The 12,055-nt window shown below is 40.0% G+C and carries 10 protein-coding genes and 5 tRNA genes; 9 read left to right on the forward strand and 6 right to left on the reverse strand.

Annotation, left to right across the window (positions count from 1 at the left end; genetic code table 11):
- The first annotated feature begins 59 nt into the window (after window positions 1-59).
- On the forward strand, window positions 60-416 hold the full coding sequence (locus tag JIV24_RS07625; RefSeq protein ID WP_200464435.1) for an NUDIX domain-containing protein: 357 nt from the start codon (window positions 60-62) through the stop codon (window positions 414-416).
- On the opposite strand, the gene JIV24_RS07630 is transcribed toward JIV24_RS07625, so the two are convergent.
- From JIV24_RS07630 to JIV24_RS07640, 3 genes are read right to left on the reverse strand one after another with little or no spacing between them, the layout of a single operon-like run.
- On the reverse strand, window positions 406-1,122 hold the full coding sequence (locus JIV24_RS07630; RefSeq protein ID WP_200464436.1) for a class I SAM-dependent methyltransferase: 717 nt from the start codon (window positions 1,120-1,122) through the stop codon (window positions 406-408). The two genes, JIV24_RS07625 and JIV24_RS07630, sit on opposite strands and share 11 nt — an antisense overlap.
- Window positions 1,122-2,075 (reverse strand): glycosyltransferase family 2 protein, encoded by a 954-nt coding sequence (locus JIV24_RS07635; RefSeq protein WP_200464437.1) that lies wholly within the window; start codon window positions 2,073-2,075, stop codon window positions 1,122-1,124. Before JIV24_RS07635 ends, JIV24_RS07630 begins: the two co-directional genes overlap by 1 nt.
- A gap of 2 nt (window positions 2,076-2,077) precedes the next feature.
- Window positions 2,078-2,632, reverse strand: a complete 555-nt coding sequence (locus tag JIV24_RS07640) for a DUF4199 domain-containing protein (protein WP_200464438.1) — start codon at window positions 2,630-2,632, stop codon at window positions 2,078-2,080.
- A gap of 319 nt (window positions 2,633-2,951) precedes the next feature.
- Between JIV24_RS07640 and JIV24_RS07650 the strand changes: the two genes are divergently transcribed.
- The 8 genes from JIV24_RS07650 to JIV24_RS07685 all read left to right on the forward strand — a co-directional run bounded on the left by JIV24_RS07650 (window position 2,952) and on the right by JIV24_RS07685 (window position 5,597).
- Window positions 2,952-3,025 (forward strand) — tRNA-Thr (locus JIV24_RS07650).
- A gap of 52 nt (window positions 3,026-3,077) precedes the next feature.
- A tRNA-Tyr gene (locus JIV24_RS07655) sits at window positions 3,078-3,163 on the forward strand.
- A gap of 4 nt (window positions 3,164-3,167) precedes the next feature.
- Window positions 3,168-3,241, forward strand: a tRNA-Thr gene (locus tag JIV24_RS07660).
- A gap of 25 nt (window positions 3,242-3,266) precedes the next feature.
- Window positions 3,267-3,339: transfer RNA gene (locus JIV24_RS07665), tRNA-Gly, on the forward strand.
- Window positions 3,340-3,383: 44 nt separating this feature from the next.
- A tRNA-Tyr gene (locus JIV24_RS07670) sits at window positions 3,384-3,466 on the forward strand.
- Between the two features lie 172 nt (window positions 3,467-3,638).
- Entirely contained in the window at window positions 3,639-4,073 is a 435-nt protein-coding gene (locus tag JIV24_RS07675) for a hypothetical protein (RefSeq protein WP_200464439.1), read from the forward strand.
- 87 nt (window positions 4,074-4,160) lie between these two features.
- On the forward strand, window positions 4,161-4,775 hold the full coding sequence (locus JIV24_RS07680) for an L-threonylcarbamoyladenylate synthase (protein ID WP_200464440.1): 615 nt from the start codon (window positions 4,161-4,163) through the stop codon (window positions 4,773-4,775).
- A gap of 480 nt (window positions 4,776-5,255) precedes the next feature.
- Window positions 5,256-5,597, forward strand: coding sequence for a helix-turn-helix domain-containing protein (locus JIV24_RS07685; RefSeq protein WP_200464441.1), 342 nt, complete (start codon window positions 5,256-5,258; stop codon window positions 5,595-5,597).
- Between the two features lie 340 nt (window positions 5,598-5,937).
- On the opposite strand, the gene JIV24_RS07690 is transcribed toward JIV24_RS07685, so the two are convergent.
- The 3 genes from JIV24_RS07690 to JIV24_RS07700 all read right to left on the reverse strand — a co-directional run bounded on the left by JIV24_RS07690 (window position 5,938) and on the right by JIV24_RS07700 (window position 11,964).
- On the reverse strand, window positions 5,938-9,414 hold the full coding sequence (locus tag JIV24_RS07690; RefSeq protein WP_200464442.1) for a carbohydrate binding domain-containing protein: 3,477 nt from the start codon (window positions 9,412-9,414) through the stop codon (window positions 5,938-5,940).
- A 311-nt stretch (window positions 9,415-9,725) separates the two neighbouring features.
- On the reverse strand, window positions 9,726-11,228 hold the full coding sequence (locus tag JIV24_RS07695) for a TrkH family potassium uptake protein (RefSeq protein ID WP_234445747.1): 1,503 nt from the start codon (window positions 11,226-11,228) through the stop codon (window positions 9,726-9,728).
- 370 nt (window positions 11,229-11,598) lie between these two features.
- On the reverse strand, window positions 11,599-11,964 hold the full coding sequence (locus JIV24_RS07700; RefSeq protein ID WP_200464443.1) for a hypothetical protein: 366 nt from the start codon (window positions 11,962-11,964) through the stop codon (window positions 11,599-11,601).
- Between the last annotated feature and the right edge of the window lie 91 nt (window positions 11,965-12,055).

The raw sequence follows: 12,055 nt of genomic DNA on the forward strand, positions 1-12,055 counted from the left end.
TGAGTTCAAAATTTTACGTCGAACTCAGGTTATTAGTAACAGATGAATACCGACTGGATATGTTTATGACTAAATTTCCGGGAGGTGGACTGGAGTATGGCGAAGGCACTATTGACTGTCTAAAGCGGGAATTTAAAGAGGAGCTCAATATCGATATTGAGATAAAGAGCCATTTTTATACTACTGACTATTTTCAACCCACCATATCGTTTAAGAATATGCAACTAATCAGCATCTATTACCTGGTTTCATCCGACGATATCGATAAAATTGTAATAAGCAACAAACGCCATAACATCCCGGCAATAGATCATGCCCAATCATTCCGATGGGTCCCTATTAAGCAACTCAAGGCCGAGGAATTTACATTTCCCATTGATAAAAAAGCAGCCGGCTTAGTGAAGGTTATTTCGTAGCTTCTACCACCAAGTGAAACGACGAAGGCGACCACTGAGAACGGTCAAAACCACCAAAATACTCCACTTTCGTAAAATACTTCCGCAAAATATTATCCAATTCCTCTTGCCTGATCATCAACAAAGGAACTGAATTCTTAATCGACTGTTTTCCCTTGTTCAAAATCGTTTCAAAATCGACCTTACCATCGCTGCGGTGAATATAGTTTCGAATAAAAGTATAGGGCTCAGAATTAAGTGTAGGCAGACTCTTTACATCATCAGCAATGACTCGATCATAATTTACGATTTGAAGTAAAAACCGTCCATCTTGTTTTAAGCGGCCTGAAACAGCTTCAATGGTCTGCTCTACTTCTTCGAGTGTTTGTAAATGCACCAATGTATTTCCAAAACACAAAGCCACATCAAATGTTGTGGGCATAAAGTAAGCATCAACCAGACGCATATCGCCTTGTCTAAACACAATATCAAGGGCAGCAGGACGCTTCTCTTCCGCTTTACCTAACATGTCTGCGTCGTAATCAAAGGCTCTTACTTTAGCGCTACGACGCGCCATGGCTATGGATAGCGCTCCTGTGCCACAGCCCATGTCAAGCACCACCTTTGATGCCAACTGACCACAAGCTGTTTCAACGAACTGCAATTGCTTCTCATTAAATGGAAAAATGGCATCGTATGCCTCTACTATTTCGCTGTAAAATGCCACTAGTCAAGCTTTTCAGATATATGATATTGATTACGCTCAGAACCATTGCGAGACACCAGTTCAGCCAAAAACCCAGCCAAAAACAGTTGTGTTCCAATAACCATACTTACCAATGCAATGTAAAAATAAGGACTATCAGTCACTAACCTGGCTGATGCATGGTAATAATAAACCGATAGCAGCTTACTAATTCCAAGCCACAAGGCCGAGAAAAAACCCACCATAAACATTAAAGTACCCAGGGCACCAAACAAATGCATTGGTCGCTTTCCAAACTTAGAAATAAAAGTGACTGACAATAAATCAAGAAACCCTTTTATGGTGCGCTCAATACCAAATTTAGATACGCCATACTTACGTTCCTGATGCTGAACAACCTTTTCGCCAATAAGTTCAAAACCCGCTTGCTTGGCAATTAAGGGTATATAACGATGCATCTCGCCATACACCTCAATGTTTTTTATCACTTCTTTTTTATAAGCCTTCAGCCCACAATTGAAGTCATGCAACTTAATGCCCGACACCATCCTTACCGTACGGTTAAAGAGCTTACTTGGAAGCGTCTTGCCAATTGGGTCGAAGCGCTTTTTCTTCCAACCACTGACAATGTCGTAGTTTTCTTCGCGCACCATCCGTACCAACTCTGGTATTTCTTCTGGGCTATCCTGTAAATCGGCATCCATGGTAATCACCACATCGCCCTTTGCTGCTTCAAAACCACAATACAAGCCAGCCGATTTCCCATAATTACGGCGAAACTTAATGCCTTTCACTTCGGGCGACTGACTTCTTAGCTTAACAATCTCGTCCCAGGAAGCATCTGTACTGCCATCATCGACAAATATGACTTCATAAGACCAATTCAGCGGGCTTACTACCCGCTGAATCCATTTATATAATTCTTTTATTGACTCTTCCTCGTTTAATAAAGGAACGACGATTGATAAATCCATCTTTATTCTGCTTCTTCCATTATTTCAGAACGATCAAACATTGATTGCTCCTTTTTAAATATAGCGGCTAAGATAAGTGAAATAATAGCGCCAAATATAAGTGCTGATACTATTCCAATAATTAATGACCCCGTTGGTCCGGCTATAAACCCATACATTTTCTCGACAATTTCAACGGCTTCATCAGGCATATCACCCTGTTGCTTATAGGCTTCTTCAATGGCAAAATCAACAGTCTTCTGCACAATTGACGGATCAATAAAGGCCACATAAATCGCTTTAAAAACCGCAGCTATAACTCCCGATATGATATTGACCAATAAACCTAGCTTAAAACCCTCTGCAAATGTCATATAACCACCGTTATGCTTCTTTCTAAAATCTAGAAAAACCCAGCAAAGTAATCCTATAGAAACCAGAATCAGCCCCATTCCTACGGCTTGATTTAAAAATAAATCAGTCATAAATAGGGCAACAGTTAATACAATCGATACAATACCAAGATAAAGGCCATAGGTCATGGCGTGATTAGCCAGTGAAGTTTTTTTAATTTCCATGATTTAGTTTTTAGTTATCGCCTTCTAAAATACAAATATCCTTTTAAACTCGCAGAATACCTCAATATTTTCTTCTGCCTGGCCATTTCAAAAAATATTTAAAAATTTTGTTTTTCATTATCACCACTTTAGATAAGGAAAATAAAAAAAGTGCACTTGAAAATTTGCAAGGATAAAAAATTGCCCTACTTTTGCATCCGCAATCAAGAAATAAACACGGGTAAGTCCCATACGACTAGCTCCTGTTGAACTCCCCCAGGGCCTGGCGGCAGCAAGGGTAGACGGTTGTAGCAGTGCGATATGGGTAGCTTACCCACCCGCCTGTGTAGCTCAGCTGGCTAGAGCAGCTGATTTGTAATCAGCAGGTCGGGGGTTCGAGTCCCTCCACAGGCTCTAAAGACCAAAGGGTTTTTAGAAAGAATTAAAAATATTGAAAGTAATTGATGGGGAGATACCAAAGCGGCCAACTGGGACGGACTGTAACTCCGTTGACTTATGTCTTCGCAGGTTCGAATCCTGCTCTCCCCACCAAATTGCCTGTGTAGCTCAGCTGGCTAGAGCAGCTGATTTGTAATCAGCAGGTCGGGGGTTCGAGTCCCTCCACAGGCTCTCATTACTTCAATATTTTTTTATTGCGAAAGTAGCTCAGTTGATAGAGCATCAGCCTTCCAAGCTGAGGGTCGCGGGTTTGAGCCCCGTCTTTCGCTCAAAGCCATTCTTAACAGGATGGCTTTTTTATTGAATAATCGTTGGGGAGATACCAAAGCGGCCAACTGGGACGGACTGTAACTCCGTTGACTTATGTCTTCGCAGGTTCGAATCCTGCTCTCCCCACTCAAAAAGGTTCTGTTAGTTTTAACAGAACCTTTTTTTATGCCCGCCACTTTCAAAACTGAACTTTTTATCCTTTAACTCTGTTCTTTTTTTAAGAATTGAAGTAAATTAAGCTAAAACGAATACAGTTGAATCTGAGTTAATCAATTAATAATCATTAAACTTTATTGTTATGAAATATTTAATCGCTCTTTTTTTGGTCGCCTTTTTGGCATTTGGCTGTGACGACGATGATGACAACAACGATCACGAATACCACCTGGAAAATATAGGTGTCAAAACAGTCAATCTTCCTGATAGTTTCACATATGGTGAAATTTATAAAATCACGGGTACCATCGAATTACCCAATAGCTGCTATTATTATTACAACCAATATGATTATTTCTACGAAGGAACAACCAGGATCATCTACCCTCTCGCTCATGTAGATGACGGCGTTAGTTGTACGACAAATACCTCCGTTGCTAATTTTGTTATACCACTGCATGTGTTGCAGGAAGAAACTTACACGTTTAAATTCTATCAGGGATTAGATGATCAAGGAGAAGAGATGTTCCTGGTTATTGATGTACCAGTAGGCGATGTTACGGTTCCAAATAATTAGTCAACCTACACTTTAAACAACAAAAGCCAGTAAGTCTTATACTTACTGGCTTTATTTTGCTACTTTTAGCCAAAACGATCAGTTAGCATGTTAGTTAAAATATACCCGGATAATCCGAACGAAAAAGAAATCAGAAAAGTAGTAGATGTACTACGCAGGGGCGGATTGGTTATTTACCCTACCGACACCATTTATGGTATTGGCTGCGATATTAACAACGCCAAGGCTGTTGAAAAAGTAGCTCGCATCAAAGACATCAACCTCAAAAAGGCTAACCTCTCGTTTATCTGTTACGACTTAAGTCATATCTCAGACTTTACCAAACCATTAAACAACCATGTATTTAAACTAATGAAGAGGTACCTCCCCGGTCCTTTTACATTTATATTACCGGCCAACAGCAAGGTACCAAAGCTTTTCAAAAACAATAAGAAGACCATTGGTATTCGCGTGCCCGATAATAATATTATTCGCGAACTGGTAAAAGAACTGGGCAACCCCATTCTATCTACCTCAGTGCGGGATGAAGACGATATCATCGAGTACACCACCGACCCGGAATTAATTGACGAGAAATTTGCCGACCAGGTGGACATCGTTATTGACGGCGGATATGGCGACAATGAACCTTCTACCATTGTAGATTGTACCGGTGATGAGTTGGAGATCTTACGTTATGGCAAGGGGGAGATTGAGCTGTAGTTATTTCATCAAAATCACTGTTCACCAAACCTATTTATTCTTTCCCACGCTACCGTGCGAATCCTTTCGCGTGGCTAACCAATAATACCATAGCAATACAGAAATCCCCCAAACATCAAGTGCCAAAATAAAAAATACAATACCTAACGAAATTCTTATATTTGACACAACTAATATTGCATCTTACACAACTTCCCCACCACTTCACACAACTATTCATATATCTCAAAAAAATACCCCACTAATAGAAGCGATACTACCAACGATTCAAGGCATTCCTCCACCATCTCAAGCTTTTACCCCAATGTTTTAAGCAATTATAATAAGTGAGCATAAGATTATCTTTTCATTTTAAAGATTTATAATTCCATTTTACACAATTGACATTGTATTTTAAACAAGTTAAATTGCATTAGAAGCAACTACACGAATAATTCAAACAAGTTTATTCAATAAACAACCAAACTAAACCCATACACTATGCTTAGATACAACTTTACCCGCATATTTAAAGCCAAAGCCATTGAACGCCCCTATACTTATTTGTGTAAAGCCGGTTTTTCAGAGAATTTCTCAAGCAAAGTAAAGAACAACCTTGTTAATCGACTGAATCTTGATTTACTAGAACGCCTGTGCGAATGCTTTGGCTGCACGCCTAACGATTTAATGGAATGGGTGCCCGATGAAGGCTCTCCTTTAAAGCCAGATCACCCCTTAAATGAACTGCGCCGAAATGAGAAGATATTGGACCTTACGGCAGCCATTAACTCCCTGCCGCTATCGAAATTGGAGAAAATAGAAAAACTTATCAGTGACGAATGAGAAGAAGTATTGAATAGTGACTCTTCCCTATCCCAAGGTATAATGAATACTAATTACCCGAGTTTCGACGCAAAACATTAGGCTAATTGACTGATTACCAATCCTAGTCAGCCTAATACAACGCATTAGGTAATATTACATCTTACAATTTTTTCGCTTTGAAGTGGCAGCTTAATATTATGCTAGGCTTACAGCCTGTTTTATTAGTCATAGAACTTACCCAATGCCTTGCATTGGGCTTTTATACTGCACTTCCTGTGCGACAATGATATCGAGTACACCTTAATTTTAGGTCAAAATCGGGTTAATTGCTACAGTCCATTGCATCAATACGCTTCACTTACTTAACAAACATAAACTTCACACCATAATCAACCTTCTCATTATTTACCTGGAGAAGATAAATACCATTGGGCAGTGATTTATTAATCGGGAAACTGATCACATTGTCGGTGGTATCATAAGATGCCACAACCTGTACCACTTCACCTCTAAGATTAACGATCCTAAAATTAAACTCATCTGACAGCTGTGTTTCAGGGATCCTTAACATTACCATATCGCGCACCGGGTTTTGTTCAATGTAAAACTTCGACCTACTATTTTCTGCATAGTCATCTCTCCCTGCCTGCGCACCAACATTGGGTCGAATATTTTCAATGTCAATCGGATTACCAAAAATATCCACATCAGGATTGACCGGTATATCTTTAAAAATCCCTTTGCCAGCCATCGGGAAAACAGGTTCTTTAAAAGACAAACCGGCATATACAGCATAACTTGGCTCATTTAAGGCATAGTGCTCCTTGCCCGACCCTCTTGGGTTTTTATGATTCGGATCGCCTAATATGCCATTCTTATCTGTATTTCTGAATGAGCGATGTACCTCGCCATCGAAGAGGTTATGCGATATGGAAATACCACCTCCCTTACGTTCAACAATATTGGTAGTTCTGCCAATTGAACCGTCGTCAAACGCCTGAAAAATATTATTATAGATGATGGTGTTGGTGCCTTCGATATATATTCCGGGCTTGATATTGGCATCAACAAAAATTGTATTGTTGTATACAAAGTTACTATCTGAAACAACTCTGACAGGCTCAGAATGATCGGATATTTTTAATGAATTACCATCTAGCTTGTCACTGCCTCCTTTTCTAAAACCATCGTTAACACTCACATTAAAGCGGTAGGTTGACTTGATATTATCGCCAAGTATTTGCATGAATCCCCCTTCGCTGTCTTCGCTATAATTATACTGAACGATAACATCCTTGTTCTTAAAGTCAATATGTTGCCCATAAGAATCATTCTCACCACGAGGATGGTAAATGCTATTATATTGCGATATCCCATTATACGTGGCGTAAAACCAAATACCACTTCCTCGCCCAACCAAGCGCTCATCGGGGCCAGAAAAGCCCGAATAGTCAATCAAATTATTTTCTACAAGGCAATTATACGCCCTTGACACGGTTATACCCGAGCCGCCTGTTTCAAACATATGGTTATTACGTATGATAATATCCATGTTTTTATTGATCGTATCATTACCCACACCCTCTTCAACTATACCGTTATGCTTGACCCAAATTCCAAACTTTCCGGTTCGCGTGATATAACAATCTTCGACAATAATATCACTCATATGCTTAGGGTTAGCTGGCCAATTTTCAGTCGTATAGAAATAAACCCCGGCCACGTCAACATACTGAAAATCTACTCCTTCATTCGTTACCGGATAGATATCCATGATGGTGAGATCTTTTATCCGAAAATGCGTTTGAGATTCTGGTCCGTTAACCCTTACATGCACACCATAACTTCGGGTGTCTTTATTATCTGCCCTTGGCACAAAGCGGTTGTTACTTATTTGCAGACTACTAATTTCAATATAAGACTGATTTTCAACATAAATAACATCAGCAAAGTCACCACCCTCAGCTCCAGAGCCATTTAAATGCGGCTTATCACCCTCACCATACTTTGAGATTACAATTTTCTGACCGGGCTTTCCTGAGTTGTTAACCCTCAACTGACCTATAAATTCATCATCGGTTTTAAAAAGAATGGAATCACCAGGTACAAAAAAGGACTGATTTACCTTTTCAAGACTTTGCCAGGCCGTTTGCGGCGATAATCCATCATTGCTATCATTTCCTTCAGAGCTACTCACATAATAAGCTTGCGGCTCTTTGTCTAAAATATTTAATGATACATTATCGATAAAACATGAATCTCCTCCCGGGTTTCGAAAAAATGTCAATCGTACACCAGAAGCATTATCAGGTATCGTTATATTGCCTTCGTATTTATTCCAATTGATATATTCATCAACTTCCAATGTATCCAAGTCCCATAAAAAGACATCAACCGGAGCACCATCAACCATTTTTTTGACACCAAAGCGCAGCACATTGTCTGCTGTATTCTGCAATTGAGCCATAAAACTAAAGGTATATGTCTCTCCGGCTTCAACTGGTATATCCTGCCAAACGGTTATACTATTCTTTTGCTCTTCACTGGCGTCGCGCTTAAAAAAGAATCCATAGGCACCTTCATAGGCAGCGTCCTCACTGGCGATAGCTGTTCCTGCGCCATCTTTCTCCCATTGAATTTTATTATTACGCCAGGGTCCATCAAACACCCGCAGATCCTCTGTTACATTATCTTCGAAATGACCATTTCCAACCAGCCCGGTTTCAGTTTCAGGAACATACTCCAGCAACGATACATTATCGACAAAACAGGAGTCTCCACCCGGATTGCGGAATAATATCAGACGCACCCCTGAGGCATTATCGGGTATGGTAATGTTACCCTCGTACTTATTCCAGCTCGTATACTCGTCAACAATCAAAGTATCAGGCTCCCACAAAAACACATCAACCGGAGCATCATCAACCATTTTTTTGACAGCAAAACGCAGAACATTTTCTTCCGTATTCTGCAATTGAGCCATAAAGCTAAAGGTGTAGGTCTTTCCGGCCTCTGCAGGCATATCCTGCCAAACTGTTATATTATTCTGTTGCTGATCACTGGCATCGCGCTTAAAAAAGAAGCCATAAACACCTTCATAGGCAGCCTCTTCACTGGCAATCGCTGTACCCGTCCCATCTTTCTCCCATTGAATTTTATTATTACGCCAGGGTCCATCAAACACCCGCAGATCCTCTGTTACATTATCTTCGAAATGACCATTTCCAACCAGCCCGGTTTCAGTTTCAGGAACATACTCCAGCAACGATACATTATCGACAAAACAGGAGTCTCCACCCGGATTGCGGAATAATATCAGACGCACCCCTGAGGCATTATCGGGTATAGTAATGTTACCCTCGTACTTATTCCAGCTCGTATACTCGTCAACAATCAAAGTATCAGGCTCCCATAAAAACACATCAACCGGAGCATCATCAACCATTTTTTTGACAGCAAAACGCAGAACATTTTCTTCCGTATTCTGCAATTGAGCCATAAAGCTAAAGGTGTAGGTCTTTCCGGCCTCTGCAGGCATATCCTGCCAAACTGTTATATTATTCTGTTGCTGATCACTGGCATCGCGCTTAAAAAAGAAGCCATAAACACCTTCATAGGCAGCCTCTTCACTGGCAATCGCTGTACCCGTCCCATCTTTCTCCCACTGAATTTTATTACTGCGCCAGGGGCCGTCAAACACGCGCAAGTCTTCTGTTACATGGTCTTCAAAATTGCCGTTCCCCACCAGGTTATCACCATAAACGGAAGATAAGAGTACAAAACTCATAAGGTGGAGTGCTGCCGTTATTTTTATATATAGCCCGAATTTATTCATCTCACTCCTGATTTATTGTTACATAACAAGTAATGGAAAGCTCATCAATAATAGCCTAACTATTATTAAGACAAGGAAGTACGAAAAGATGTTCACTCAATACATTTTAGCATCTGGCAATAAGCACCCTTTCAATTCAAATATCATAAGTTAGCAGTACAATGTCAACCCAGCCTATCTCAACCCGTCAATGAAGATTGAAGAAGAAATATAGGTTAATTGCACTTCCCAAGGCCTAAGAATGGCCTGAGTTTGGTACATTTAACAATACCAAAAGGTCTAAAAAAGGAATAAATAAATGATTGAAATAACTACTCTTTCCAAAAATACGGCGAGAACAATAATATAACAGTAAACAGCTCTAAACGACCGATTAACATTAGAAATGACAAGAACCATTTTCCGAAGTTTGGTACTTCGTAGAAATTAAGTGCAGGGCCCACTTCACCCAATCCAGGACCAATATTACCAATGGATGTTGCCACCGCACCAAGCGCCGTATCCAGGTCGTAGCCCATAATACTCATAATAATCATGGCCAGACCAACGGTCATCATGTAAATAACAATAAAGGCTAACACGTTAGTAATAATACTTGGGTTGACAGCTCGCGTATTGTATCGTACAGGTATTACCGCATTGGGATGTACCAATCGCTTCAGCTCAAAAAATGAGTTTTTCATTAACAGAACAATCCGCACAATTTTAATACCTCCACCTGTTGAACCCGCTGACCCGCCGGTAAACATTAGTAAGAATATAACGATACTCAAAAACGGAACCCACATTAAATAGTCGGCTGTGGCATATCCTGTTGTGGTAATTATAGACACTACTTGAAATAAACCATCACGCCATGCTTTTTCAATGCCCAATGTTCCTTCGGTAAAATAAAGCACCACTGCCACCAAGGTACTCACCCCAATGATAATACCTGCATAAGCCTGGAACTCTTCATCCTTAATTACCTTTTTAACCTTACCACGCAAAGCACTGAATGACAAGGTAAAATTCGCTCCTGCAATAAACATAAAGAGGATGATAACATACTGGATGTAGGGAGAAGCAAAATAAGCCACACTGGCTTGCTTGGTCGAATAACCACCCGTTGCCATTGTTGTAAACGAATGACAAATAGCATCAAAAGGTGTCATACCACCAAAGATGAGTAAAATTGCCTCTACAAAGGTGAACAAGACATATATACCATACAGGCGCTTGGCCGTTTCTGTAATTCGCGGATGCAACTTATCAGGTGCTGGTCCGGGTACCTCAGCAATAAACATCTGCATACCACCTACTCCCAAAACCGGCAAAATGGCCAAAGACAGAACAATGATTCCCATACCGCCTAACCATTGAATCAAACTACGCCAAAATAATAAACCATGCGGCAAGGCTTCAATATCATTTAATATACTACTACCAGTTGTAGTAAAGCCCGAGATAGTTTCAAAAAAGGCATCGGTATACGAAGGAATGGCGCCACTTAACCAAAAAGGTAGTAAGCCAAAAAATGAGAACACAATCCAGACAGAAGCCACAATCAGGTAACCTTCGCGCTTACCTATGTCCTTGGGAGCTTTGCGCAACGACAGGCCTACTGTGCCTCCTAACGCAATACACACAGCTGCTGATATCAAATGATACGGCATATCATACTCTCCATATAACATTGCAACACCAGCTGACAAAAGCATAAATACACCCTCAACCACCAGGAGTAGTCCGAGTACTAATAGTATAAATCGTGTGTTAAGCATTTCCCTTGAGAGTAGTTTTAATGCAGCAAAGATGTTACTTTTTTTTAGCATAAGTAAATTCTTAACACAAAAAAAAGAGGCTCAATATGATATTTAGTGGGTAATATTCTTACTATCATTCTGGGGTTTTCAACCCCAAACCCCGACTTCATTTTTTCCATGATGAAAAAACGCAAGCAAAAAAATCTTTGGCTACGCCTGCTTAAGCTCATAAAACTACGGTTGAATGACTGGAATCGTTTAAACTCACTTCGTTCGAACAGAAAACGATTCTTAAACGTCAAATACAACCTTGTTTTATGGCTCACCAGCCAAGGCCATAGGGTAATTCTTGGGCTTACCCACTCTAATCCATACAGAACCAAAAAAGAGGATATTCGATCCTCTTCTCCTTTTAAAATATGCTATTTGAATTCCGAAATCAATTCTTTGAAACCAACCATTCTTTAGCTAAATCAAGTGTTTCGAACGAACGTAAATCGCGTCCCGTAATCTTCATAATACCGTTGTAAACGATTCGCTGTAAGCCTGAGATACCAACAACAGCGCCATGACTTACATAAGGTTTGTTGCCACTAATGAACTCTGAGAATATATTTTTAATCTCAGCATTAAAGTGCATTCCCTGTATATTCGATAACGATATCACCGATTTTTCGGGCTGCATTCTAATGTAATCCTTACTCTGCTTAATTAAATCTTCTATCTCTTGAACTTCCCGCAATCCGTTAAAGTCCATAAAAAAAATTCGTCGACCGCTGTAGTTGATGATTTCTGGTTGTCTCATTTTCGTCCATTTTTTATTCACAACAAAAATAAACAGCTACATCTAATTCATTCAAACCTTTATCAATAATTAAAAGGCTTTTATCAAAGAG

Source organism: Carboxylicivirga marina, from assembly GCF_016612505.1.
GTDB lineage: Bacteria > Bacteroidota > Bacteroidia > Bacteroidales > Marinilabiliaceae > Carboxylicivirga > Carboxylicivirga marina.

Excerpts from the sequence above, each read along its gene's own strand:
- JIV24_RS07695 (WP_234445747.1), bottom strand. The coding sequence starts at position 11,228 with ATGCTAAAAAAAAGTAACATCTTTGCTGCATTAAAACTACTCTCAAGG.
- JIV24_RS07640 (WP_200464438.1), bottom strand. The coding sequence starts at position 2,632 with ATGGAAATTAAAAAAACTTCACTGGCTAATCACGCCATGACCTATGGC.
- JIV24_RS07675 (WP_200464439.1), top strand. The coding sequence starts at position 3,639 with ATGAAATATTTAATCGCTCTTTTTTTGGTCGCCTTTTTGGCATTTGGC.
- JIV24_RS07685 (WP_200464441.1), top strand. The coding sequence starts at position 5,256 with ATGCTTAGATACAACTTTACCCGCATATTTAAAGCCAAAGCCATTGAA.
- JIV24_RS07700 (WP_200464443.1), bottom strand. The coding sequence starts at position 11,964 with ATGAGACAACCAGAAATCATCAACTACAGCGGTCGACGAATTTTTTTT.
- JIV24_RS07690 (WP_200464442.1), bottom strand. The coding sequence starts at position 9,414 with ATGAATAAATTCGGGCTATATATAAAAATAACGGCAGCACTCCACCTT.
- JIV24_RS07625 (WP_200464435.1), top strand. The coding sequence starts at position 60 with ATGTTTATGACTAAATTTCCGGGAGGTGGACTGGAGTATGGCGAAGGC.
- JIV24_RS07680 (WP_200464440.1), top strand. The coding sequence starts at position 4,161 with ATGTTAGTTAAAATATACCCGGATAATCCGAACGAAAAAGAAATCAGA.
- JIV24_RS07635 (WP_200464437.1), bottom strand. The coding sequence starts at position 2,075 with ATGGATTTATCAATCGTCGTTCCTTTATTAAACGAGGAAGAGTCAATA.